25 protein-coding genes are annotated in these 23,894 nt (G+C 74.2%); 12 read left to right on the forward strand and 13 right to left on the reverse strand.

Going from position 1 to position 23,894, the window contains the following annotated elements:
- Positions 1–53: 53 nt before the first annotated feature.
- Genes ACGFNF_RS06975 through ACGFNF_RS06985 form a run of 3 tightly spaced genes read right to left on the reverse strand, consistent with a single transcriptional unit; the run spans position 54 to position 3,236 of the window.
- A complete protein-coding gene (locus ACGFNF_RS06975) occupies positions 54–875 on the reverse strand; it encodes a sugar phosphate isomerase/epimerase family protein (protein ID WP_393166336.1) in 822 nt (273 codons plus the stop codon).
- Positions 872–2,029: a dihydrodipicolinate synthase family protein gene (locus tag ACGFNF_RS06980; protein WP_393166338.1), complete on the reverse strand. Its 1,158-nt coding sequence runs from the start codon at positions 2,027–2,029 to the stop codon at positions 872–874. The genes ACGFNF_RS06975 and ACGFNF_RS06980 overlap by 4 nt, the downstream gene beginning before the upstream one ends.
- A gap of 55 nt (positions 2,030–2,084) precedes the next feature.
- Entirely contained in the window at positions 2,085–3,236 is a 1,152-nt protein-coding gene (locus ACGFNF_RS06985; RefSeq protein ID WP_132234929.1) for a Gfo/Idh/MocA family protein, read from the reverse strand.
- Between the two features lie 294 nt (positions 3,237–3,530).
- Between ACGFNF_RS06985 and ACGFNF_RS06990 the strand changes: the two genes are divergently transcribed.
- Positions 3,531–4,595 carry a LacI family DNA-binding transcriptional regulator gene (locus ACGFNF_RS06990; RefSeq protein WP_393166340.1) on the forward strand — a complete coding sequence of 355 codons (1,065 nt, stop codon included), beginning with the start codon at positions 3,531–3,533 and terminating at the stop codon, positions 4,593–4,595.
- 441 nt (positions 4,596–5,036) lie between these two features.
- Positions 5,037–5,441: a helix-turn-helix domain-containing protein gene (locus ACGFNF_RS06995; protein WP_357576375.1), complete on the forward strand. Its 405-nt coding sequence runs from the start codon at positions 5,037–5,039 to the stop codon at positions 5,439–5,441.
- 19 nt (positions 5,442–5,460) lie between these two features.
- On the opposite strand, the gene ACGFNF_RS07000 is transcribed toward ACGFNF_RS06995, so the two are convergent.
- Complete coding sequence (locus ACGFNF_RS07000; RefSeq protein ID WP_393166342.1) at positions 5,461–6,072, reverse strand: phosphoesterase PA-phosphatase; 612 nt, start codon at positions 6,070–6,072, stop codon at positions 5,461–5,463.
- A 258-nt stretch (positions 6,073–6,330) separates the two neighbouring features.
- Here ACGFNF_RS07000 and ACGFNF_RS07005 point away from each other — a divergent pair, with 258 nt between their 5' ends.
- Positions 6,331–6,807 (forward strand): hypothetical protein, encoded by a 477-nt coding sequence (locus ACGFNF_RS07005; RefSeq protein ID WP_357576377.1) that lies wholly within the window; start codon positions 6,331–6,333, stop codon positions 6,805–6,807.
- 12 nt (positions 6,808–6,819) lie between these two features.
- Positions 6,820–8,052 carry an MAB_1171c family putative transporter gene (locus ACGFNF_RS07010; RefSeq protein ID WP_393166344.1) on the forward strand — a complete coding sequence of 411 codons (1,233 nt, stop codon included), beginning with the start codon at positions 6,820–6,822 and terminating at the stop codon, positions 8,050–8,052.
- A gap of 6 nt (positions 8,053–8,058) precedes the next feature.
- Here the strand turns inward: ACGFNF_RS07010 and ACGFNF_RS07015 are convergent, their stop codons facing one another.
- Positions 8,059–9,312, reverse strand: coding sequence for a hypothetical protein (locus tag ACGFNF_RS07015; RefSeq protein WP_393166346.1), 1,254 nt, complete (start codon positions 9,310–9,312; stop codon positions 8,059–8,061).
- A 227-nt stretch (positions 9,313–9,539) separates the two neighbouring features.
- Between ACGFNF_RS07015 and ACGFNF_RS07020 the strand changes: the two genes are divergently transcribed.
- A complete protein-coding gene (locus ACGFNF_RS07020) occupies positions 9,540–11,105 on the forward strand; it encodes an NAD(P)/FAD-dependent oxidoreductase (protein ID WP_393166348.1) in 1,566 nt (521 codons plus the stop codon).
- An 84-nt stretch (positions 11,106–11,189) separates the two neighbouring features.
- On the opposite strand, the gene ACGFNF_RS07025 is transcribed toward ACGFNF_RS07020, so the two are convergent.
- The 4 genes from ACGFNF_RS07025 to ACGFNF_RS07040 form a co-directional block, all read right to left on the reverse strand.
- Positions 11,190–11,888: a class I SAM-dependent methyltransferase gene (locus ACGFNF_RS07025; RefSeq protein ID WP_357576381.1), complete on the reverse strand. Its 699-nt coding sequence runs from the start codon at positions 11,886–11,888 to the stop codon at positions 11,190–11,192.
- 174 nt (positions 11,889–12,062) lie between these two features.
- Entirely contained in the window at positions 12,063–13,307 is a 1,245-nt protein-coding gene (locus ACGFNF_RS07030; protein ID WP_357576382.1) for a DUF6596 domain-containing protein, read from the reverse strand.
- A 125-nt stretch (positions 13,308–13,432) separates the two neighbouring features.
- Positions 13,433–13,693, reverse strand: coding sequence for a hypothetical protein (locus ACGFNF_RS07035; protein ID WP_357576383.1), 261 nt, complete (start codon positions 13,691–13,693; stop codon positions 13,433–13,435).
- A gap of 21 nt (positions 13,694–13,714) precedes the next feature.
- On the reverse strand, positions 13,715–14,077 hold the full coding sequence (locus ACGFNF_RS07040) for a YciI family protein (protein WP_393166350.1): 363 nt from the start codon (positions 14,075–14,077) through the stop codon (positions 13,715–13,717).
- A gap of 244 nt (positions 14,078–14,321) precedes the next feature.
- On the opposite strand from ACGFNF_RS07040, the gene ACGFNF_RS07045 reads away from it, so the two are divergent.
- Positions 14,322–14,609, forward strand: a complete 288-nt coding sequence (locus ACGFNF_RS07045) for a hypothetical protein (RefSeq protein WP_311414653.1) — start codon at positions 14,322–14,324, stop codon at positions 14,607–14,609.
- A gap of 147 nt (positions 14,610–14,756) precedes the next feature.
- Here the strand turns inward: ACGFNF_RS07045 and ACGFNF_RS07050 are convergent, their stop codons facing one another.
- Positions 14,757–15,197: a hypothetical protein gene (locus tag ACGFNF_RS07050; protein WP_357576385.1), complete on the reverse strand. Its 441-nt coding sequence runs from the start codon at positions 15,195–15,197 to the stop codon at positions 14,757–14,759.
- A 184-nt stretch (positions 15,198–15,381) separates the two neighbouring features.
- Between ACGFNF_RS07050 and ACGFNF_RS07055 the strand changes: the two genes are divergently transcribed.
- Together ACGFNF_RS07055 and ACGFNF_RS07060 are read left to right on the forward strand one after the other, a co-directional pair.
- On the forward strand, positions 15,382–15,879 hold the full coding sequence (locus ACGFNF_RS07055) for a DinB family protein (protein WP_357576386.1): 498 nt from the start codon (positions 15,382–15,384) through the stop codon (positions 15,877–15,879).
- A 92-nt stretch (positions 15,880–15,971) separates the two neighbouring features.
- Entirely contained in the window at positions 15,972–16,457 is a 486-nt protein-coding gene (locus ACGFNF_RS07060; protein WP_357576387.1) for a GNAT family N-acetyltransferase, read from the forward strand.
- Between the two features lie 64 nt (positions 16,458–16,521).
- Here ACGFNF_RS07060 and ACGFNF_RS07065 read toward each other — a convergent pair whose 3' ends face one another.
- On the reverse strand, positions 16,522–17,367 hold the full coding sequence (locus ACGFNF_RS07065) for a siderophore-interacting protein (protein WP_357576388.1): 846 nt from the start codon (positions 17,365–17,367) through the stop codon (positions 16,522–16,524).
- Positions 17,364–18,401 (reverse strand): ABC transporter substrate-binding protein, encoded by a 1,038-nt coding sequence (locus tag ACGFNF_RS07070; RefSeq protein WP_357576389.1) that lies wholly within the window; start codon positions 18,399–18,401, stop codon positions 17,364–17,366. The genes ACGFNF_RS07065 and ACGFNF_RS07070 overlap by 4 nt, the downstream gene beginning before the upstream one ends.
- 90 nt (positions 18,402–18,491) lie before the next feature.
- Between ACGFNF_RS07070 and ACGFNF_RS07075 the strand changes: the two genes are divergently transcribed.
- The 4 genes from ACGFNF_RS07075 (at position 18,492) to ACGFNF_RS07090 (ending at position 22,122) form a co-directional block, all read left to right on the forward strand.
- The gene (locus tag ACGFNF_RS07075) at positions 18,492–19,568 is read left to right on the forward strand and encodes a FecCD family ABC transporter permease (RefSeq protein WP_393166392.1); all 1,077 of its coding nucleotides are present in this window, start codon (positions 18,492–18,494) and stop codon (positions 19,566–19,568) included.
- Entirely contained in the window at positions 19,565–20,590 is a 1,026-nt protein-coding gene (locus tag ACGFNF_RS07080; RefSeq protein ID WP_357576390.1) for an iron chelate uptake ABC transporter family permease subunit, read from the forward strand. Before ACGFNF_RS07075 ends, ACGFNF_RS07080 begins: the two co-directional genes overlap by 4 nt.
- Positions 20,591–20,637: 47 nt before the next feature.
- Positions 20,638–21,465 carry an ABC transporter ATP-binding protein gene (locus ACGFNF_RS07085; protein WP_357576391.1) on the forward strand — a complete coding sequence of 276 codons (828 nt, stop codon included), beginning with the start codon at positions 20,638–20,640 and terminating at the stop codon, positions 21,463–21,465.
- 90 nt (positions 21,466–21,555) lie between these two features.
- Complete coding sequence (locus tag ACGFNF_RS07090; RefSeq protein WP_357576392.1) at positions 21,556–22,122, forward strand: GNAT family N-acetyltransferase; 567 nt, start codon at positions 21,556–21,558, stop codon at positions 22,120–22,122.
- A 48-nt stretch (positions 22,123–22,170) separates the two neighbouring features.
- On the opposite strand, the gene ACGFNF_RS07095 is transcribed toward ACGFNF_RS07090, so the two are convergent.
- Positions 22,171–23,787 (reverse strand): hypothetical protein, encoded by a 1,617-nt coding sequence (locus tag ACGFNF_RS07095; protein ID WP_393166354.1) that lies wholly within the window; start codon positions 23,785–23,787, stop codon positions 22,171–22,173.
- Positions 23,788–23,894: the final 107 nt, after the last annotated feature.

Raw genomic sequence — 23,894 nt, forward strand, 5'->3', positions numbered from 1 at the left:
CCCTCATCCTCGCCCGGATCCCGGCCAGCCGCCCGACCGGCCGGGACCCGTCGTCAGGCGACGTGACGCAGGTAGCCCGCGACCGACGCGTCGAGGACCTCCCGGCCGGGCCGGGCCCACACCTCGGCCGAGAAGACCTCCACCTCGACCGGCCCGGCGTAGCCGGCCTCGTCCACGGCCTCCCGCAGCCGGCGCAGCTCGATGCAGCCGTCGCCGGGTAGGGCCCGGCCGAGCAGCACCCCCTCGGGCAGCGGGGTGACCCAGTCGCACACCTGGAACGCGGCGATCCGCGCCCCCGCCCGGGCGATCTGCGCGTACACCGTGTCGTCCCACCACACGTGGTACGCGTCGACGACGACCCCGACCACGCCCGGGTCGAACCGCTCGGCGATGTCGAGCGCCTGGCCGAGGGTGGACACCACGCAGCGGTCGGCGCTGAACATCGGGTGCAGCGGCTCGATCGCCAGCGTCACCCCGGCCGCCGCCGCGTGCGGGGCCAACTCGGCGATGGCGTCGGCGACCTGCCGGCGGGCGCCGTCGATGTCCCGGCTTCCCGCCGGCAGCCCGCCGGAGACCAGCACCAGGACCGAGGTGCCGAGGGTGGCGGCCTCCTCGATGGCGCGCAGGTTCTCCTCCCGCCAGCCGTCGGCGGTGAAGAACCCGCCCCGGCACAGGGACGTGACCGCCAGGCCGGCGTCGCGGACCAGCTTCGCGGCGCGGGCCAACCCGTACTCGGCGACCGGCTCCCGCCAGAGCCCGATCCCCGGCACCCCGGCGGCGACGCAGCCGGCGACCACCTCGGGCAGCGGCCAGTGCTGCGACGTGGCCTGATTGAACGAGAACCGCCCCAGGTCCGGCTCACTCCTCGCGCTCACTGGTCGACTCCCGCCACCGTGAACAGCGCCCGGGCGCGGGCGGCGGCCAGGTCCGCGTCGGGCAGCAGCCCGGCGGCGTCGGCGAGGGTGAGCAGGGTGGCCAGGTGCGCCGGCGAGCGGCCGGACTGCGCCCCGCCGACCATCGTGAAGTGGTCCTGGTGCCCGGTCAGCCAGGCCAGGAAGACGATGCCCGTCTTGTAGTGCCAGGTGGGGGCCGCGAAGATGTGCCGGGCCAGGGGCACGGTCGGGGCGAAGATCCGGTCGTACGCCGCCAGGTCCCCCCGGTCCAGTGCCGCGAGCGCCGCGGCGGCGGCCGGCGCGATCGCGGCGAACACCCCGAGCAGCGCGTCGGAGTGGCCGCTCGCGTCGCCCCGGATCAGCTCCGGGTAGTGGAAGTCGTCGCCCGTGTAGAGGCGCACCCCGGCGGGCAGCCGGCGGCGCAGCGCCACCTCGCGGCCGGCGTCCAGCAGGGAGACCTTGATCCCGTCCACCCGGCTGTCGTGGGCCTTGATCAGCCCGACGACGGCGTCGGCGGCCTCGTCGAGGTCGGCCGACCCCCAGTAGCCCGCGAGCGCCGGGTCGAACATCGGGCCGAGCCAGTGCAGCACCACCGGCTCGTCGGCGGCGGAGAGCAGTTCGTCGTACACCCGCAGGTAGTCCTCCGGATTGCGGGCGGCGGCGGCCAGGTGGCGGCTGCACATCAGCACCGGGCGGGCCCCGGCGGCCCGCACGTCGTCGAGCTGCTCGCGGTAGGCGCGGGCGACCTCGGCCAGGGTGGCCGGGCCGGGCGGGAGCTGGTCCGTGCCGACCCCGGCGACGATCCGCCCGCCGACCGCGCGGGCCTCGGCGGCGCTGCGCCGGATCAGCTCGCGGGTGGCCGGGTAGTCCAGGCCCATGCCGCGCTGCGCGGTGTCCATCGCCTCGGCCACCCCGAAGCCGTACGACCACAGGTGGTGCCGGAAGGCCAGGGTGCGGTCCCAGTCCAGCACGGCCGGGGCGCCGGGGACGTTCTCGGCCGTCGGATCGGCCACCACGTGCGCGGCGGCGTACGCGATCCGGCTGGTCGGCGGCCCGGCGGGGCGCGGGAAGCCGGCGCCCCCGGTCAACCGGTACCGCCGCCCACCCGGCAGCACCACCTCATTGCTCGCGCTCACAGCGCCACCTCCGTTCGCGACTGCGGGGCTCGCAGACCCGGCTCACTCCTCGCGCTCACAGGTCCAGCTCCGGGATGTCGAGGCGGGCGCCCTCGCGCGCCGACCGCAGGCCCAGCTCGGCGAGCTGCACGCCGCGCGCGCCGGCCAGGAAGTCCCACGGGAACGGCTCGTTGGCGACGACGTGCCGCAGGAACGCCTCCCACTGCACCTTGAAGCCGTTGTCGAACTCCTCGTTGTCCGGCACCTCCGTCCACTGTGACCGGAAGGGCTCGGTGACCGGCAGGTCGGGGTTCCACACCGGCTTCGGGGTGACCGCCCGGTGCTGCACCCGGCAGCTGCGCAGCCCGGCCACGGCGCTGCCCTCGGTGCCGTCGACCTGGAACTCGACCAGCTCGTCGCGGTGCACCCGGACGCACCACGAGGAGTTGAGCTGCGCGACCACGCCGCCGTCGAGCTCGAAGATGCCGTACGCGGCGTCGTCGGCGGTCGCCGGGTAGGTGCGGCCCGCCTCGTCGACCCGCTGCGGCACGTGCGTGGCGGTGAGGCAGGAGACCGTACGCACCCGGCCGAAGAGCTCCTCGAGCACGTACTGCCAGTGCGGGAACATGTCCACGACGATGCCGCCGCCGTCCTCGCTGCGGTAGTTCCAGGACGGGCGCTGGGCCGGCTGCCAGTCGCCCTCGAACACCCAGTAGCCGAACTCCCCGCGCACCGACAGGATCCGGCCGAAGAAGCCGCCGTCGATGAGCCGCTTGAGCTTGCGCAGCCCGGGCAGGAAGAGCTTGTCCTGCACCACCCCGGTACGCACGCCGGCGGCGCGCGCCGCCCGGGCCAGGTCGAGGGCGCCCTCGGTGTCCTCGGCCAGCGGCTTCTCGGTGTAGATGTGCTTGCCGGCGTCCAGCGCCCGGCGGATCGCCTTCTCCCGCTGCTGGGTGACCTGGGCGTCGAAGTAGATCTCGACGTCGTCGCGGGCCAGCGCCGCGCTCAGGTCGGTGGTCCAGTCGGTCAGCCCGTGCCGCTCGGCGATCTCGCGGAGCTTGGTCTCGCTGCGCCCGACCAGGACGGGCTCGGGCCAGATCGACGTGCCGTCGGCCAGGGGCACGCCGCCCTGCTCGCGGATGGCGAGCAGTGAGCGCACCAGGTGCTGCCGGTAGCCCATCCGGCCGGTGACGCCGTTGACGATGATGCCTATCGACCTGCGGGTCATGGTGTTCCTTCCCTCCGCGGGCGCCTCCAACCGGGACCGGCGGCGGGCGACCTGTTCCACGCCTGCGCCGCCGCCGGGAGGCTCCCGGCGGCGGATCTCAGGCAAGCGCTTTCCTGGGCAGCGTAGGGAACGCCTCCCTCCTCAGGCAAGAGGCTGTTCGCCCCGTCTCGCGGCCGGCGCCGACCGCCGGGCCACGCGGGCGGGCGCCGGGGCGGGGAAGCGCTTTCGCTGCGGTACGGTGACGCATGGCCGGCACCGGGGCGCGGCCGTCGAGAAACGACCGAGGGGGCGGCAGTGGCGACCCTGTCCGACGTGGCCCGGCGGGCGGGGGTCTCGCCCGCGACCGCCTCCCGGGTGATCAACGGCAGCAGCAAGCCCGTCACCGAGGAGCTCCGCGAGCGCGTGCTGCGCGCCGTCGCCGACCTCCAGTACGTGCCGAACGCGCACGCCCAACTGCTGGCCCGCTCGCACCGCGTGGCGGTGGGCGTCATCGTGCACGACGTCTCCGACCCCTACTTCGCCGAGATCACCCGGGGCCTGCAACGGGTCGCCACCGACCAGGGCCGGCTGCTGATGATCTGCAACAGCTACCGCGACCCGGACCGCGAGCTGGAGTACGTCGAGCTGCTGCGCGGCCAGCAGGTCGCCGCGATCATCCTGGCCGGCTCGGGCTACCACGACGCCACCTTCACCCGGCTGCTCAACGAGAAGCTCGCCGCGTACGAGGCGACCGGCGGACGGGTCGCGGTCATCGGCCGGCACGAGCACTCCGGCGACGCGGTGATGCCGGACAACCGCGCCGGCGGCCGGTTGATCGGCGAGGAGCTGTACGAACTCGGTCACCGGGCGATCGGGGTGGTGGCCGGGCCCGCGGTGCTCACCACCACCACCGACCGGCTCACCGGCCTGCGGGAGTCCCTCGCCGCGCACGGGCTGAGCCTGCCCGAGCACCGCGTCCGGCACGCCGAGTTCGACCGCGACGGCGGTGTCGCCGCGACGGCCGCGCTGCTCGACGCCGACCCCGAGCTGACCGCCGTCGTGGCGCTCAACGACTCGATGGCGATCGGCGCGCTGGCGCTGCTGCGCTCCCGGTCGGTGGCGGTGCCCCGGCAGGTGTCGGTCATCGGCTTCGACGACATGCCGATCGCCCGGGACGTCACCCCGGCGCTGACCACCGTCCGGCTGCCCCTGGTCGAGATGGGGGTCCGCGCGATGTCGTTGGCGCTCGATTCGGGGGCCGCGGCGCCCCGCGTCGAGGTGCTGCCCGCCGAGGTGGTGCGCCGGGACAGCACCGGGCCGGCCGCCGAGGTCACCCCGGTCCGCCCACGGGCGGGGGGTTCCGGCGCGTCAGCCGGCTGACGACCCTCCGGTCACCGGGACGCCCCGGCCACGGTGGACACCGTCGTCGGTGGCCCCGGGCATGGCACCCGGGGCCACCTGGCGCCAGGTCGCTCGGAGGACGGCCCCCCAGATGCGCGCGGCCGTACCGGCTGCGGCCCCCCCTGCCGGCTGCTCCTCGGCGTGCGGTGAGGTGCACACCCTGAGCGGCTTGCGCATCCCCCGTTTCCGTCCCCTGTGCCGCGCCTGGCGGTCGTCGGCCGACGCGCCGACACGGAGTCGACACACGCTGGTGCGGGTGTCCTACCACACACTATGGCTGTCCGCTACGGTGTCACTGCCACAACAGTGGTCGGCGTGGTCAGTCAAGCACGGTCCGCCACGGCCCGCAACCATTGTGGCGGCGCAGCCCGGCCCAACCACTATGGTGGGCGTCCTCGGGTCGGATCGGGAGGGGTGGTCATGGCCGACGGCGGCAAGGCCAGCGGATCGACGTCCTTCGCCGACCGGCTGCGGCACCTGTTCGAGACGCATCGCCGGCCCGGCAGCGACAGGCCCTTCTCGCCGGAGGAGGTCGCCAGGGCCACGGGGCTCTCGACGAGCTACGTCAACTACCTGCTGAGCGGCGAGCGGGACAATCCCACCCGGTCGGCCATCCAGCAGCTCGCCAACTTCTTCCGGGTGCCCCCGGGCTACTTCTTCGACACCGTGGCCGCGGACGGCGAGGGCGACCCCGACCTGGAGACGATCACCGTCCTGGCCCGCCGGATGCCGCCGGGGGCGCCCAGGGCGAGCCTACGCGCCATCGTGGAGCAGGTCGCGGCGCTGGAGGCACGCAACAAGCCCACGGGGCGCGGCCGGACGTAGGGCGTGCTCCCGCCTCCGTTCACCGCAGCAGCAGGAACGTGGGGGCGGCGATGAGCGCCCCCACGACGGTGCCGGCGGCCACCTGGCCGACGGTGTGGTCGCGCAGGCGCACCCGCGACCAGCCGACCAGCGCCACCACGGGCGCCGAGGCGAGCAGCGCCGGTCCGAACTCGATCACGAGCACGGCCGCCGCGCCCGCCGCCACGGCCGCGTGGATGCTGAGCTTCCACGCCAGGTTGACCACGGTCACGGCGAGGCCGAGGGCGAACATGACGACGACCATCGCCAGGACGGGGCGCGGGGCGCCGAATCCGATCATCACGGCGAGGCCCACCAGCACGGACAGCAGCCCGTACGCCAGTGGCCGTCGGCGCTGTTCCCGTCGCCTGATGTGGTGGTCGGTCAGCCGGCCCCGGCGTACGCCCCACCAGATCAGGCTGTTGGGGATGATCGAGCAGAACAGGGAGCCGACCAGGGCCCAGCCGAGGCCCACCTCGACGGGCGACGCGGCGTGCAGGCCCACGACGACGGGCATCAGCGCGGCCAGCAGCGCCGGGGCGAAGACCTCGGTGGCGGCGCGGGCGAGCAGCCTGCCGGTGCGGCGGTCGGGGCGGTCGATGACGTCGTGCACGGTCCACATTCTGCCGACCGCCCCGGGCGGCGGGCACACCGCGGGCGTGAGCTGTCACGTTCCGCCCCGCTCGGGCGTCACAGTGTCGTCGCGCTTGGCTATGCTGCCCGCACCCGCGCCGTCGCGGCCGGCACGGGCGTCGACCGTCCGGGGTGGACGCGGCGGGCGGGTGACACGACACGGGGGTCTCTCGGGCTGGCGGCCCGGCGGGGAGAGTGATGGCGGGCGATGTGGCACCGACGGCGTCGGAGACAGCGGTTGTTGCGCCAGCTCGACGTGGACCTGCCGTCGCCCCTGACGGTGCGGGGCCTGGTGTCCGCGCTCGAGACCACGCGCGGTCGGCGCATCCAGCTCGCCGCGATGAGCGTCGACGGGCAGGCCGGGCCCTGCGGGCTGTGGGTGGCGACCTCCGGGACCGACTACGTCCTGTTCAGTCGCGACGCGCCGCCCGTGCTGCGCGTCCAGACGATCCTGCACGAGCTGATGCACATCGCCCTGCGGCACACCGCGCGGGCGGTGCCCTCCGCCGGCGGAACGGGTGAGCCGGCGGCGGCGCACGGGGTGCTCGCCCGCTCCCCCGCCACGTTCGACGAGCAGCAGGAGCACGACGCGGAGCTGCTGGCGACATACCTGGGGGCACGGCTCGACGGCGGCGGCGAGGACGTGGCCTTCGACGAGCTGGGCGGCGTCACGGCCGCCGTCATGCACCGCATCGCCGCGACCTTGACGGACTAGGCGGGAGATCGGGTGCTCGTCACTGTCGGTCATCTGGTCGCCGCCAGCGTCGCCGCGGTGGCGTTCCTGGTGAAGCTCAGGGCGTTGGGTCGGGATCCGGCCAACCCGAGGATCCTGGCGAGCGCGGGGATCTGTCTGGGGATGGGGGTGGCCGTCACCGCCGGGTGGGCGCCGGTGCACAGCCTGCTCGACCGCGTGTCGGGCGTGGCCAACCTCGCCAAGCTGGTGGAGCACGGCTCGGCGCTGCTCGCCGCGGCGGCGATCCAGTTCCTCTTCCTGCACCTGGGCGACCCGGGGCGGGCACGCCGGCTGATGGCGCGTCGGGGCGTGTTCCTCGCCGCCGCGTTCGGCGTGATGGTCGCGGCGTTCTCGCGGGCCAACTTCCCCGAGTCCGAGCCCCTGCACTTCGCCGAGCGGTACGGCGACCTGCCACCGGTCGGCGTCTACATGCTCGCGTTCCTGACCTGCCTCGGGGTGACGGTCGTGGACATCCTGCGGGTGTCCGCCGGCTACGCGCGCTACGCCGGCGCCCGACTGAGGACCAGCATGCGGCTGCTCAGTGCCGGCGCGGCCTTCGGTGCGGGATTCGTCGCGCACAAGGCCCTGTTCATCTGCCTCAAGCTGGCCGGGGTGGCGCCGCCGTGGCCCGAGCCGGCCGCGACGCAGACGTTGATCACGCTGTCGGTGTCGCTGATCGGGGCCAGCTTCGTGCTGGCGACGGCACGCAAGGCGGTCGACGGCGTCCGCGCCTGGCCGCGCCGGTACGCCACGCACCGTGACCTGCACGCGTTGTGGTACCTGCTGTACCGGGCGATGCCGACCATCGCCCTGCATCCCCCGCGCCGGCCGGAGGTCGACCCCCGGTGGGCGTGGCGCCTGGGCGAGCGGCTCTACCGCCGCTGCGTCGAGATCAGCGACGGCCTGCGTGCGTTGGGCCCGCTCGACGAGTCCGTGGCCGGCACCGCCCGGCAGCGGGCGGTGGCGGCCGGCTGGAGCATCGAGCGTGCCGACGCCGCCGGTGAGGCCGCGGCGGTCCTGGTGGCGCTCCGGCGCTTCACCTCGGGGGCGACGGCGACGCGGGAGGTCGATCCGGCCCTGGAGTCGCAGAGCGTGGCGGTCGCGCAGGCCGACGTGCAGGCCGACGCGAGTCGGCTGGCGCTGGTCTCGACGGCGCTCTCCGAGGAGCTGGTGCGCGCGGTCGCCGCCCGTACGCCGGACGCCCCGGCGCGCGGGCAGGAGGCGTAGGCGGGCTCAGATGATGAAGTGGGTCCAGTAGGCGAGCCAGGTGACGAAGAGCGCGCCCTGGAGCAGGGCCAGGGCGGCGGTCAGCCAGGCGTCGGCGCCCGCGTGCCGGGCCCAGCGGGCCAGCACGAGGGCGACCGGGAAGACGGCCAGCAGATAGCGCAGCAGGCTCTTGTACACCGGCGGCCCCATCGACAGCGGCACCAGGACCATGGTCAGCCCGTACACGAGATAGGGCAGCCCGAGCCGGCGGGCGCCCGCGAGCAGGACCGCCAGCACCAGGACGGCGACCCACACCCGCAGGGCGTCGCGGGGCGGGCTGCCGGTCAGTCCGTGCCACAGCACCGCCAGCGGGTTCTGCACCCGGATGCCCCAACCCGTCTCCTGGGCGTGCTTGTAGGCGAACCAGTCGCCGCTCTGCCACCGGCAGAACGCCATGAACGCCAGCCAGCCGGCGGGCACCAGCGCCAGCGGCCAGCCGGCGCGCACGTACGCCCACCACACGCGCGGGCCCAGCCGGTAGCCGTGCTGCCGTAGCAGCACCAGGGCCAGCGGGAGCACGACGAGGAACCCGACGGAGCGGCTCGTCGCCAGGAAGAAGCCGACGACGCCCACGAGCAGCCAGCGCCGCCGCTCGGCGTAGTGGAAGGCGGCGAGCGCGAGGCAGAGGAACAGCGACTCGGTCAGCGCCGCCTGGAACAGGAACCCGGCCGGCAGCAGCACGAGGTAGCGGACGAACCGGCGGGCGGCGGCGTCGTCGCCGAGCAGCCGCTCGCCCAGCCGGTGGGCGTAGAAGAGCATCAGCAGGAACGCGACGTTCGCGACGAGCAGCAACGCCAGCGCGGTGTCGCCGCCCAGCAGCGGGGCCAGCGGACGGGCCAGGAACGGATAGAGCAGGGGAAAGCCGAAGTCGGGCCACGGCTCGTCGAGCGGGAGCTGGGCGAGGCGGTCGTAGAGGAAGGAGTCCCAGGCGAACCAGAGCGCGACCGCGCGGTGCCCGGAGATCGCCCGCTGCTGCTCGCGCATCATCGTCTCGTCCGGCGGCGGGGCCCAGGGCACGTCGTCGAAGGCGCTCAGCGCGAGCACCCCGAGGGCGCTGAGCACGATCTTCGTACCGAGGAAGACCGCGAGGACGAACAGCCACGGCGTCGGCACCCGGCCAGCGGCCCGCGACGCCGCCCGCCGCAGGTCGTGCCCGCGCCCGGCCAGCCGGACGGGCAGCGCGCGCCACCGCCGCTCCGAGACGGCCCGCCCACTGTCCATCACGCGTCTCCCGGTCCGGCGGCCCGACCGGTGCCACATCCCCGTTCCGGGGCCGTTGACACGTCGGCGCGATCCCGGTGCGGAACCGGGCGCCGGGCGCGGCGCGGCGCGTCCCGGGCGCTCCGCCCGTCGGGGTGTCCCGGGGGCGGACGGGAGTCCGGGGTGAGTTCGGGCCGGTGCCGGGTAAGCGGGCCGCCTCCGGGAGGCGGAAGCAGGGGGCGACGGGCATGGGCGAAGAGCACGGCACGGTGGTCATCGGCGCTGGACCGGCGGGCCTGACGGCGGCGTACGAGTTGCTCCGGCGCGACAGCGCGGTCCGGGTGTTCGAGGCAGACGAGGTGGTGGGCGGGATCAGCCGTACCGTCGAGCGGGACGGGTGGCGCTTCGACATCGGCGGGCACCGGTTCTTCACGAAGGTGGCCCGGGTCGAGGAGTTCTGGCACGAGATCCTGCCCGACGAGGACTTCCTGCTGCGGCCCCGGATGAGCCGGATCTACTACCGGGGCGCCCTGTTCGACTACCCGCTGAGCGCGGCGAACGCCCTGCGCAACCTCGGCGTGCGGGAGGCCGCGCTGTGCATGGGCTCGTACGCGCGGGCCCGGCTGCGCCCGCCCAAGGACCAGTCGCACTTCGAGGGGTGGGTCTCGGCCCGCTTCGGCTGGCGGCTCTACTCGATGTTCTTCAAGACGTACACCGAGAAGGTCTGGGGGATGCCGGCCGACCGGTTGCAGGCCGACTGGGCCGCCCAGCGGATCAAGAACCTGTCGCTGGCCAAGGCGGTCCGCAACGCGGTGCTGCCCCGACGCAACCGCAAGGACGTGACAAGCCTGATCGAGGAGTTCCAGTACCCGAAGCTCGGCCCGGGCATGATGTGGCAACGCTGCGCCGAGGAGGTGCGCCGGCGCGGGGGCCGGGTGGACACCGGCACCTGGGTGACCGCCGTGCACCGGGACCCGGAGCGCCGCCGGGCCGTCGCCGTGACCGTCAACGGGGCAGGCGGGCAGCGTACCGAGCCGGCGGAGCACGTCGTCTCCTCGATGCCGATCTCGGAGCTGGTGGCCGCGCTGCGCCCGGCGGCCCCGCCGGAGGTGCGGGCCGCCGCGGCCGACCTGCGGTACCGGGACTTCCTGACCGTCGCGCTGGTGGTGCCGGAGGAGTTCTCGTTCCCGGACAACTGGATCTACGTGCACGATCCGGCGGTGCGGGTCGGCCGGATCCAGAACTTCGGCTCCTGGTCGCCGCACCTGGTCAAGGACGGCCGCACCTGCCTCGGCCTGGAGTACTTCGTGTTCGAGGACGACGAGACCTGGCGTACGCCGGACGCCGAACTGGTCGCCGCCGCGACGGCCGAGCTGGAGCGGCTCGGCCTGGTCCGGCCGGGGGTGGTCGAGGCCGGGTACGTGGTGCGGATGCCGAAGGCGTACCCGGTCTACGACGAGCGTTACCAGCACAACGTCGACGTGATCCGGGACTGGCTGGCGCGCGAGGTGCCGAACGTCCACCCGGTGGGCCGCAACGGCATGCACCGCTACAACAACCAGGACCACTCGATGCTGACCGCCATGCTCACCGCCGAGAACATCGCCTGCGGCACCCGGCACGACGTGTGGTCGGTCAACGTGGAGCAGGACTACCACGAGGAGTCGAGCCACGACGGGGACGGCCACCGGGGCACCGGCCGGGACGCGCCGGTCGTACCGGCCCGGCCCGCCGTCCCGGTCGGCACGACGCTCGACGGCGCCGGCACCGGCACCGGCCGGCCCGAACGGCCGGCCCACGTGCGCCTCGGCTGAGCCGCCGGCCGCGCGTCCGGCACCGTCGGCGCAGGCCCGGGAGGGAAGGCCGGTGGTGGCGCGCGGCGGCGGACCGGCCCCGGCTCAGTGCGCTTCGAGGACGAAGAAGATGAAGCAGATGAACGTGGTGCGGTCCACGAGATGTGGCGGCAGGATCTCGCGCGGGGTCTCGGGAGACATGGGGGGTTCGCTGACGACCGAGAGGCGGAAGCCCGCGTCGGTGAACGCATCCGTCATCGCGTGCAGCGGCCGGTGCCAGTAGGTCAGCTCCGCGGTGTGCCCGTCGAAGGTGTACTCCTCCGACCACCGTGCGAGGGCGAAGTAGTCGGCGCCCGGGTTGACCGCCGTGTAGACCATCGGGTGGTTCACGGACAGGATGAGGCGGCCCCCCGGCCTCAGGACTCGTCGCAGCTCGGCCAGGGGCGCGGTCCAGTCCTCCAGGTAGTGCAGGACCAGGGACGCGACGACGTCGTCGAACGCGCCGTCGGCGAAGGGAAGCGGCTCGCTGAGGTCGGCCACCAGCAGCGTGGCGTCCCCGCCCAGCCGCCGTCGGGCCAGCTCCACCATCGCGCGGCTGGCGTCGAAGCCGGTCACGACGGCCCCTCGCTCGCGGAGCGCCGCGGACAACGGACCCGAACCGCAGCCGGCGTCGAGGATCCGCCGGCCGTCCACATCCCCGGCGAGCCCGATCATCGCGGGCCGCTCGTAGTAGCCGTTGATCAGGTTGGACTCGTTGTCCGCGCTGTAGCGCTCGGCGAAACTGTCGTAGTGGTCGGCCTTCACCAGGCTGGCTCCTCGGCATCGCGGCAGGGGTCGAAAGCGCGATCCTGCCACGCTCGTCGAGCCGCCACCGCCCCTGCCGCGCTCCGGTCGACGTCGGCGCCTGACTCCGACGCGGCCCCGCAGCGCAGGCCAGTCAGGGCAGGTGGAACAGATCGCGCAGGCTCCACGTGGTGGTCAGCCGGCGAGCTGGTCGCGGCGGCGGGTGAGGTAGGCCCGCTCCGCGGGGTTGCCGGCGAGACCGATGGCCCGGTCGTACGCGGTCCGCGACTCGCCGCCGCGCCCGAGTCGCCGCAGCAGGTCGGCGCGCGCGGCGTGGAAGGCGTGGTAGCCGTCGAGGGCCTCGGCGAGCCGGTCGATCTCGGCGAGCCCGACCCCGGGGCCGTCGACCTCGGCGACCGCGACCGCCCGGTTGAGGCGCACGATCGGTGAGGGGTCGAGCAGCGACATGCGCCCGTAGAGGGCGACGATGGTGGACCAGTCGGTGTCCCGGGCGGACGGGGCGTCGGTGTGGACCGCGTTGATCGCGGCCTGCAGCTGGTAGCGCCCGGGTGGGTCGCCGCCGGCCGCCACCGCCTCGATCCGCTCGCGGAGGAGGGCGCTGCCCTCGGCGATGAGCGTGTGGTCCCAGGCGCCGCGGTCCTGCTCGGCGAGGGTCACCAGCTCCCCGGTGCGGGACACGCGCGCCGGCCGCCGGGCGTCGGTGAGGAGCATCAGGGCGAGCAGGCCGGTCACCTCGCCGTCGTCCGGGAGGAGGGTCCGGAGCAGGCGGCCGAGCCGGATCGCCTCCTCGGTGAGGTCGACGCGCACCGGGTCGTTCCCCTCGCTGGCGAGATAGCCCTCGTTGAAGACGAGGTAGACGACCGCGAGCACGCCGGCGAGCCGTTCGCGGATGTCGTCGGCCGAGGGCACCCGGTAGGGGATGTGCGCCGCCTTGATCTTCGCCTTGGCGCGGGTGATCCGTTGCGCCATGGTGGTCTCCCGCACCAGGAAGGCGCGGGCGATCTCGGGCACGGTGAGGCCGCCGAGCAGGCGCAGGGTGAGCGCCACCCGGGCCTCCAACGCGAGCGCGGGGTGGCAGCAGGTGAAGATCAGTCTGAGCCGGTCGTCCTCGACCGGGCCGGTCGGCTCGGCGGGGGTGTCGTCGTACATGATCCGGGCCGCCTGGTGTTTGGCGTCGCGCTGCGACTCGCGACGGAGCCGGTCGATCGCCTTACGGGTCGCGGTGGTGGCTAGCCAACCGCCGGGATTGGACGGTACGCCCTCGCGCGGCCACCGCTCCGCGGCCGCCACGAACGCCTCGGCCGTCGCCTCCTCGGCGACGTCGAGATCGCCGAAACGGCGTGCGAGGCCGGCGACCACCCGCGCCCACTCCTCGTGGTGGAGACGGGTGATCGCCTGCTCGACAGTGGGATCGTTCATGGCTCCGGCAGCGCTCGGACGGATTCCCCGGTGCGGAAGGGACGCACCTCGACCGTACCGCGGCACGCTCTCGACCCCTCGGTGGCGAGGGCCAGGGCCACGTCGAGGTCGGCCGCCTCGATGACTCAGAAGCCGTCGAGGTGCTCCCTCGTCTCCAGGTAGGGCCCGTCGGTGAGCACCGGCCTCCCGCCCTGCCCGTCGACGGTGGTGGCGGTCGTCGCGGGCGCCAGGCCGTCGGTGAAGACGAGGTGACCGTCCCGCCGGAGCCGCTCGTCGAAGGCGCCGGTGTCGGCGTACGCCCGCGGCACGGCCTCCCGGGAGTGGTGGGTGCCGAGCTCGGTGGGCTCGGCCGGGCCGTAGACGGACAGCAGGTATCTGGGCACCACGCTCACTTCTCCCCGGAGCCGTTACGCCGGGCGCGCCCCGGGGCCTCGGAACCGGTGCACCTCCTGTGGCCAGTCGAGCGCGGTCGCGAGCCTGCCGGCCCAGTATCGCGCCGCCTCGTCGTCGGGCACGTCCACGACGGCGAAGCCGCCGAGGTGCTCCTTGGTCTCGACGTACGGGCCGTCGGTGAAGACGGGCCTGCCGTCGACCGATTCGACGTTGCACACCGCGGTGGACCGGTCGAGCCCCCCGTTGCTGAAGAGCAGGACGCCCTCGGCCTGCATCTCCCCCATCACGGCCCAGCTGGCCTTGCTCTTCTCGCGGATCTCCTCCGCCGTGTGTGGTGGCACCCACTCGTCGTTGAAGGTGATCAGGTACTCCGTCATGGTCGTCTCCTCTCGGTCCCGGACGAGGGCCCTGCCCGGCCCCTCGTGTCCAGCGGCCCGGGCCGGCCGCCGCACACCGGTTCCACGAACGGCCACGCCTCGATACGACACCATCCTTGGAAGTCGAGGTCCAGGATGCGGCACGAGGGGTGGGACGAGGCCACCGTCGGTTGCCGAAGCCGTTCGCGTCACCCGACAGTTGTGGTGGCACGAACGGGCGCAGTCCGGGATAGCCTTGCGGCATATGGCTACCTATCGCAGCGCCTCAGTGCTCCTCTCCTCCGACGGCACCCGGACCCCCGGCACCGCCGCGCTCTTCGCCGAGCCCGCCCGCAAAGGTGGGATCCCGCCGTGGGCGGGCGATTTCCGACCCGCCAACAGCGCCGGCAACGGCCCCAAGAACGCGGTCGGGAAGACCTTCACGTTGGAGTTGCCCGACGGCAGCACCGGCAAGGTCGTGGTCCAGGGCCTCAAGAGCGGGAAGGGAGGCGTCGTGCTGGCGTTGATGGGCGAGGACGCACCCCCCTTCTGATCAGGGCACTGATCGCCCACCGACGCCACCGGCCGGAGACGGCCGGTGAGCGCGGTGTGCCGCAGCGCCGGTGGCGGCTCGGATCCCGGGCTGCCGGACGCTCACGGATCGGACCCTGGCCGGCGACGCGCCGACCAGGGCCACCGGTCAGCGGCGGCCGGCGGCCAGGGCGACGAGATACTGTCCGCCGCCCGCGTCGACGCTCGCGGTCACCGGCAGTCCGGGCACCAGCCGGGAGAACCGGTCGACCAGCCAGTCCGCCGCCTCCTGGGCGTCCTTCCTGCTCGGACAGCGGGCGACCAGCTCGCGGCCGCCCTTGCGTTCGAGTCGCTCGGCGACGGTGATCAGTGGCGCGGGCTCCACCACGTGCAGGTGGTCCGGCCAGGCGATGACCACCTTGACCGCGCCCTTGCGGGTGTTGCAGGCCCGGTGCGCGAGTCGCTCGGCGACCTTGGCCTTCCTGTCCGCGGTGCGGCTGTCGACGCTGGGACCGCGTGGGTCGTTCACCGACATGTCGGCGTCGACCGGCTCGTCGCACACCCAGCATCGCCAGCCGTCACGCCTCGCGACGTCATCGAGGGAACTCATCCGAGCAAACTAGCCTGTCGACCGCCGGCCGACGACAGCCCCGGCCGCGGCGAGCGGGTCCGCGTCATCGACGTCGTCCTGTCGGCGGTCACGTCCGCAGACCCGCCGAACCATTCGCCCTCGGCCCGGGCCACCTGCTGATGTCCGACACTGCTCCCGGGCGACGGTCTGGAATGCTCCTCCCATGCCTTCCTACCCGCCCACCTTCGCCGACCAGGTCGTCGCCCAGCCGGCCCGGGCCCAGTTCGAGGCGTTCCTCGACGAGCACCGTCGCGCGCTCAACGGCTGCCTGGACGGGCTGACGGAGGAACAGGCGCGCCGGTCGTTGGTGGCCTCCCGGACCACGCTGCTGGGTCTCGTGAAGCACGTGACCTTCGTCGAGAAGGTCTGGTTCGACGAGGCCGTGACGTGCCGGTCGCGCGCGGAGATCGGCATCCCCGCGACGCCGGACGAGTCGTTCGTCCTCGATGACGACGACACGATCGCCACCGTCCAGCGCGCGCACCGCGAGGCCTGCGAGGCGTCACGCCGCGCGACGGCGTCCCTGGGCCTGGACGACATCCTGCCCGGGCACCGGCGGGGCCCGCTTCCGCTGCGGTGGGTGTATCTGCACGTGCTGCGCGAGCTCGCCCAGCACTGCGGGCACGCGGACATCCTCCGGGAGCAGCTCGTCGACGGGTAGTGCGCGGACGTCCGCCCCGCCGCCCCGGGCCGCACCCTCCCCGCCGGTAAACGCCTTGCCGCCGCGCCCGGGCCGTCCCTAGCATCCGCCGGATGCGGATCCGCGAGTTCCACGAGTCCGACTGGGCCCAGGTGTGGCCGATCGTCCAGGAGGTGGTCCGGGCGCGGGAGACCTTCCCCTACGACCCGGAGCTGACCGCCGAGCAGGCGTACGACATGTGGGTGGAGGCCGCGCCCGGCCGGACGGTGGTCGCGGTCGACGGCGACGCGGTGCTGGGCACCGCGAAGATGGGCACCAACCGCCCCGGGCCGGGCGCGCACGTCGCCACCGCGAGCTTCATGGTGGCCCGCGCGGCGCGCGGGCGGGGCGTGGGCACCGCGCTGTGCCGGCACGCGGTCGACTGGGCCCGCGAGCGGGGGTACGCCGGCATGCAGTTCAACGCCGTGGTGGCGAGCAACGTCACCGCCGTGGAGCTGTACCGGCGGGAGGGGTTCGACGTGGTGGGCACGGTGCCCGGCGCGTTCCAACATCCCACCCTCGGCCGGGTGGACCTGCACGTGATGTACCGCGAGTTCTGAGCGACCGGCCCGACGCCGCGCGCCACGTCCCGTCGGGGCGGGACGCGGCGCGCGGCGGGCATCGTCAGGCGGTGGCCGAGGCGACGGCCTCGGCGCGCAGGTTGTCCTCGGAGGCGCCCCGGCGCCAGTAGCCGGAGAAGGTGACGTGCCGGCGGTCCAGGCCGCGCTCGCCGACGAGGTGCCGGCGCACCGAGCGCACCATCGAGGACTCGCCGGCGATCCAGGCGTACGGGCTGCCGGCCGGCAGCCGGGCGGCGCGCACCGCGTCCGCCAGCAGGGTGCTGCCGGGGGCGGTGGCGCCCCGCACGATCCAGCGCACCTCGGCCCGCGCCTCGGTGGGCAGCTCCTGGATGTCTCCCGCGTCGGGGACCTCGATCCAGGCCCGCACCGGGGTGCCGGGCGGCAGCCAGGCGAGGATCCCGGCGGCGGCCGGCAGCCCGGTCTCGTCGGCCACCAGCAGGACGGAGTCCGTGCCGACCGGGGGCCGGAAGCAGACACTGCGGTTGTCGTGCACGGCCGGGCCGAGCAGCACCACCCGGTCGCCGGGCAGGGCGTGCCGGGCCCAGCGGGAGGCGGGGCCGGTGTCGCCGTGGCTGACGAAGTCGATGTCCACCTCGGCCACCTCGGGGCGCTGCTCCCGGATGGTGTACGAGCGCATCACCGCGCGCACGTCGGGGTCCATGGCCCGGTAGGCGCCGAACCAGTCCTCCCCCGCCCCGACGGGGAGCACCGGCTCGGGCTGACCGGGGTGCGGCAGGAACAGCGAGACGCTCTGGTCCCGGCCGCCGCCGGCGAAGTCGGCCAGCTCGGGCCCGCCGAAGGTGACCCGGACCAGGGAGGCGCCGACGCGGCGGGCGCCGACGACCTGCGCGGCGAAGAGGCGGTACTGCACGGCGACGGCGGTGGTCACGACGTGACCTTCTTCGCGCCCTTGATGGCGGTGGCCAGGTTCTCCAGCAGCGGCGCGGCCCCGGCGTACGAGAAGCGGGGCACCGCGTCCCAGGCGGCGACCTGGTTGGCCTTGACCGCCGGCAGCTGCTGCCAGGTCGGCTTCGCGGCCAGGTCCTTGGGCTGAAGGGCGGTGCTGCGGTTGTCGAGCAGGAGCAGGTCGGCCGGGAACTTGCCCGCGTTCTCCCAGCTCAACGCCTCGAAGTAGTCGCCGGCCTCCAGCTTGGTGGGGACGACGATGTCGACGCCCAGCTCGGCGAAGTACATCAGGTCGGTGCTGACCTTGGGGTTGGAGGCGTAGAACAGGTCGGGGCTGCCGGAGCAGGCGAGCACCTTGATGCCCGGGTTGGCCTTGACCGCCTGGCGGACCGACTCGGCGGCGGCCTCGAAGCGGGCCTTGGCGTCGGTGACCTTCTTCGCGGACAGGTCGGCGCCGAGGGACTCGGCGAGCTGCGCGTACCGCTCGATCGGCTTGGTCATCGGCACCCGCGCGGTGGTCACGGTGACGGTGGGGGCGAGCGGGAGGATCTTGCCCTTGCTCTCGTCCGGCACGTACCAGAAGGCGCCCGGGTCGTACATGTGGGTGACGAGCAGTTCGGGCCGCAGGGCGGCGTACTTCTCCAGGTTGAACTCGCCCCAGACGTTGCCGAGGATCTCCACGGACTCGACGTCGAGGTCGCCGGCCTGCGGGTCCTTGCTGCCGTCGGAGCGCTTGGTCTCGCCGAACACCCCGACGATCTGCTTGTCGAGCCCGAAGTCGACGAGCGCGGCGGCGACCCCCGTGAAGGCGACCACCCGGGTCGGCCGGGCGGGGGCGCTGACCTTCTCGTTGCGGTCGTCCGTGAACGACCACGGACCGCCGGAGTCCTTGGCGGCGGGGGTGGCGGAGTCCTCGTCCCCGCCGCAGCCGGCGAGCAGGGCTGCCAGGGTGGCGGCGCCACCGGCGGCGAGCAGGCCCCGGCGGGAGAGGCGGCGGGCGGACACGGGATGCGGCATGGCGGTGTCTTTCGATCAGGGTCGGGCGAATGACCATGGACAGCGGGGTTAGGTTAACCTAACCTAAACGGCTGTCAAGTCCCGTTCGGAATTCCGCACCAATCGGAGCCCACACTGTCCGCCACCCTCTCCCCCCGCGTCGGCGCGCCGCCGGCACCGCCGGCCGTACGCCGGCCCGGCCGGTCCGCCCTGCGGGCCGCCGGGCTCGCGGCGTCGGTGCTGCTGCTCGCGGCCGTCGCGGTGCTCAGCATCGCCGTGGGCGCCAAACAGCTCCCCCTCACCGACGTGTGGCAGGGCCTGCTGGACCGCGACGCCGCCGAGTACGCCGTCGTACACCGCATGCGGCTGCCGCGTACGCTGCTCGGCCTGCTCGCCGGGGCGGCGCTCGGCGTCGCCGGCGCGGTCATGCAGGCGCTGACCCGCAACCCGCTCGCCGACCCCGGCCTGCTCGGCATCAACGCCGGCGCGGCGGCGGCGGTGGCCACCGGGGCGCTGCTGTTCGGCGTCGGCGGCGTCGGCGGGCAGGTGTGGTTCGCGCTGCTCGGCGCGGCCGCCGTCACCGCCGCCGTGTACGCCGTCGGCGGCGGGCGCGGGGCCACCCCCGCCCGGCTGGCGCTGGCCGGCGCGGCGCTCAACGCCACCCTCTACTCGTACGTCAGCGCGGTGATGCTGGTGGACACGGCCTCGCTGGAGCGGCTGCGGTTCTGGACCGTCGGCTCGCTGGCCAGCGCCGAACCGTCGACCGTCCGCACGGTCGCGCCCTTCATGGCGGCGGGCCTGCTGGTCGCCCTGGCCGTCGCCCGCCCGCTCAACGCCCTCGCCCTCGGCGACGACGCGGCGCGCGCGCTCGGCGCCCGCCCGGCCCTGGTCCGGGGCGCGGTCGTCCTGGCGATCACGCTGCTCTGCGGCGCCGCCACCGCCGCCTGCGGGCCGATCGTCTTCGTCGGGCTGCTGGTGCCGCACCTGGTACGCGCGCTCACCGGGCCGGACCTGCGCTGGCTGCTGCCGTACTGCGCGGTGCTGGCACCGGTGCTGCTGCTCGGCGCCGACGTGCTCGGGCGGGTCCTGAGCCGCCCCGGCGAGCTCCAGGTCGGGCTCGTGACCGCCGTGGCGGGCGGGCCGCTCTTCCTCTGGCTGGTGCAGCGCGGACGGGTGGCCCACCCGTGATCACCCTGCGTACCGGCGGCCTGTCACTGCGGCTGCGTCCCCGCGCCGTCGCCGTCGGCGTCACCTGCGTGCTGCTGGCCCTGGCGCTGGGCATGCTCGCCATCGGCAGCGGCGACTACCCGATGAGCCCCGCCGACGTGCTGCGCGCCCTCACCGGCCAGGGCACCCCGGCCGAGGAGTTCATCGTCACCGAGCTGCGGCTGCCCCGGGTGGTCACCGCCCTCTGCGTCGGCGCCGCGCTGGCGTTGGCCGGCGCGGTCTTCCAGTCCCTGGTACGCAACCCGCTGGGCAGCCCCGACATGCTCGGCTTCACCCAGGGCGCGGCCACCGGGGCGCTCGTCGTGGTGGTGCTCGGCGGCAGCAGCGTGGCGCTGGCCTCGTCGGCGGTGGTCGGTGGGCTGGTCACCGGCGCGCTGGTCTACGCGCTGTCCTGGCGGCGCGGAGTGCACGGGTACCGGCTGATCCTGGTCGGCATCGGCACCATGGCGATCCTCACCGGCGTCAACGGCTGGCTGCTCACCCGGGCCCCGCTGATGGACGCCGCCCGCGCCGTGCTCTGGCTCACCGGCAGCCTCGACGGTCGCGGCTGGTCGAACGCGCTGCCGCTGCTGATCGCGCTTGGCGTGCTGGTGCCCCTCATGCTGGCCGGCTACGGGCCGGCGATGCGGCTGGTCGAGATGGGCGACGACACCGCCGCCGCCCTCGGCGTACGCGTGGAGCGGCTGCGCCTCGTCGTGCTGGCGGCGGCGGTGCTGCTGGTCTCCCTCGCGGCGGCCGCCGCCGGGCCGGTGAACTTCGTGGCCCTCACCGCGCCACACCTCGCGCGGCGGCTGACCCGGGCCCCCGGGCCGAACCTGCTGCCCTCGGCGGCCGTCGGCGCGGTCCTCCTGGTCGCCGCCGACCAGCTCGCGCTGCGGGCCTTCCCCGGGCACCAACTGCCGGTCGGCGTCGTCACCGGCGTGCTCGGCGGCGCCTACCTGGTCTGGCTGCTGGCCACCGAGCGCCGGGCCGGCCGACTGTGACCGGGAGCGGCCGGCGGGCCACCCACGACGAGAACGGAGCACCGAGCATGCAGTCCCGGCTGAGCGGCACCGCGATGACCCTCGCCTACGAGCGGCGGACCATCGCGCAGGACCTGAGCGTCGCCGTGCCCGACCGGTCCTTCACGGTCATCATCGGCCCCAACGCCTGCGGCAAGTCCACCCTGCTGCGGGCCCTGTCCCGGCTGCTCAAGCCGGCCGCCGGGGCGGTCCTGCTCGACGGCGAGGACATCCACCGGCAGCCGGCCCGCAGCGTGGCACGCACCCTCGGCCTGCTGCCGCAGACGTCCATCGCGCCGGACGGCATCGGCGTGGCCGAACTCGTCGCCCGCGGCCGGTACCCGCACCAGGGGCTGCTGCGGCAGTGGTCGCGCGAGGACGAGCGGGTGGTCACCGAGTCGATGGCCGCCACCGGGGTCGCCGACCTGGCCGACCGGGCCGTCGACGAGCTCTCCGGCGGGCAGCGGCAGCGGGTGTGGATCGCGATGGCGCTGGCCCAGCAAACCCCCCTGCTGCTGCTCGACGAGCCGACCACCTACCTGGACATCGCCCACCAGATCGAGATCCTGGACCTCTGCGCCCGGCTGCACGAGGAGCAGGGCCGCACGCTGGTGGCGGTGCTGCACGACCTCAACCACGCCGCCCGCTACGCGACGCACCTGATCGCGATGCGCGAGGGCGAGGTGGTCGCCGCCGGCGCGCCCCGGGAGGTGGTCACCGCCGAGCTGGTCGAGGAGGTCTTCGGGCTGCCCTGCCGCGTGATCGACGACCCGGAGACCGGCACCCCGCTGGTGGTCCCCGCCGCCCGCCGCCGGGCCGCCGCGAGCGCCCCGGCGGTCACCGCCGCCGGCGGCTGACGGGGGCGTGTGCGGCGTCGGCCCGGCCGGCGCCGCGCCGCGGCCCGACCTACTCGCGCATCGACCGGAATCACCGTACGGTGGCACACGATGCGTGATCTCGCCAGCACCTACCGACAGGACGTCGACGGCTTCGGCCGGGTGACGATCCGACCCGTCGACCCCGACACCGACACCGACCTGATCCACGCCTGGGTCAGCCAGGAACGCGCCCGGTTCTGGGGCATGCGCGACGCCGGCCGGGACCGGGTCGAGGAAATCTACCGCTACCTCGACTCGCTCCCCACCCACCACGCCTGGCTGACCCACCGCGACGACACACCGGTGGCGCTGTTCCAGACCTACGAGCCGGCCGCCGACCCGGTCGGCGAGTGCTACCCGGTCCAGCCCGGCGACCACGGGGCCCACCTGCTGATCGGCCCGCCCGGCGCGGTCGAGCGGGGCTTCACCGGCACCCTGTTGCGCGTGTTCCTCGACTTCGTCTTCGCCGACCCGCGACACCGGCGCGTCGTGATGGAGCCGGACGCGCGCAACGACAAGGCGGTCGAGCGGCTCCTGCGCACCGGCTTCGTCGCCGGCCCGCTGATCGACGTGAACGGCAAGCGGGCCCGGCTGCTCTTCCTCGACCGGGAGACGTTCGAGGCCGGCCGGTCCTGAGACGCGGGACGCTCCCCGGGCGGTCGCCCGCCCGGGGCGCGTCGGGGCTCAGCCGCCCGGTCGCAGCACCCGGCCCGGGCCGGCGACGTTGTCCGCCGCGGCCTGGCTGCGCTGGGTGCCGGTGACGCAGACGTCGTCACCGAGGAACGCCTCGCGCCACACGTAGCCGGCGACGCAGGTGTGCGGGCCGTACGGGCCGTTGACCCAGCGGCTCGTGGCGACGGCGTTGTCCGCGAGCACCTGGGAGCGGGTCGTCCCGGTGACGCAGACGTAGTCGGACTGGTCGGCGTCGCGCCAGACGTACCCGCTGACGCAGGTGTTCGGCCCGGCGACCAGGCGCGCCGGGTTGCGGCGGCTCGCCGCGGCGGCGTTGTCCGAGGCGGCCTGGGTGCGCTGGGCGCCGGTCACGCAGACGTCGTCACCGGAGTACGCCTCCCGCCACACGTAGCCGGAGATGCAGGTGTGCGGGCCGTACGCGCCGTTGGTCCAGCGGCTCGGGGCCGCCGCGTTGTCCGCCCACACCTGGCTGCGGGTGGCCCCGGTGACGCAGACCATGTCGCCCGGCCGGGCCTCCCGCCAGACGTACCCCTGCAGGCAGCGGTTCACCACGTCGGTGGTGACGGTGACCGAGGCGGAGTTGCCCGAGATCCAGTTCACGCCGATCTGGACCCCGTTGGCGTTGAGCGACTGGGCCGGACCGCCGCCGGGCCCGGTACGCAGCAGCGTGGGCGTGCCGTTGCGGACCTCGTGCAGCAGGACCGTGTCGGCCGGGATGCCGGCGCTCCAGCCGGTCTTCCGGCGGAACTCCACCGTGTAGTAGTGGAACGTGTCGGCGGGGTCGAACGGGATCCGGACCAGTTGCGGGCCGCTCGCCGAGGGCACCTCCAGCGGCGCCAACGTGATGCTCCGCGAGCCCACCCCGTCGGCGGCCATGGTGAACACCCGGTTCTTCGGCAGCCAGCCCAGCTCGTCGCGGTGGAACGCGTTGAGCCCGACCGCGCTCGTGCCGTAGTTCGCCGTGGCGAAGGCGTAGATGTGCATCGCGCTCATCTCGTCCCACGGGTCGTCGTACTCGCCCGGCTGGGACCACGGCGCGTTCTGGTAGGTCGTGTCGTTGGAGAACGAGTGCCCCAGGTTGTAGCCGTGCAGCATCTCGTGGGCGGCGAAGCCGACGTTCCAGGCGCCCGGGTCGAGCAGCACCCGCCCGCCGGCGGCCCCGGAGTCGACCCAGTCGTTGAGCATGACGGCGGTGCGGTGCCCGGCGGGAACGGTGTAGCCGTTGGCCGCGGCGGTGTCGACGCAGCGCTGGATGCGGGTGCCGCGGTCGATCGACTGGAACTGCGCCAGGGTGTACGGCATCGTGTACCAACCCCGCACGTTCGAGCCGGCCAGCGAGACCCGCCCGCCGGACTGGTCGGCGAGGTAGTCCGCCACCCCACCCGTGCCGAGACCGGTGTGGGTGAGGAAGTTGGCGAAGAACGACGGGGTCTTAGGCTCGGCCGGCTTGTCGCTGAACTTGCAGAGCAGCACCGACCAGGGGGTGTTGTTGCGGATCGGGCTGGCCGCCGCCGGTCCCGTCGTCGCCACCACCGTCCCGATGACGGCGCAGCTGAGCGCCACGGTCGCCGTGGCGACGCGGCGCAGCAGGTTGGGTCCCACTCGCACTCTCCGTTTCCCTCGGCCCGCCCGGTGCGGGCCAGTGGGAGACATGGGAGCACTCCGCGTCACCGCACGGATGCGGCAAGTCGCATTGGCGACGGGCCGAAATCCGA

The organism is Micromonospora sp. NPDC048868, assembly GCF_043198195.1.
Taxonomy (GTDB): Bacteria; Actinomycetota; Actinomycetes; order Mycobacteriales; family Micromonosporaceae; genus Micromonospora; species Micromonospora reichwaldensis.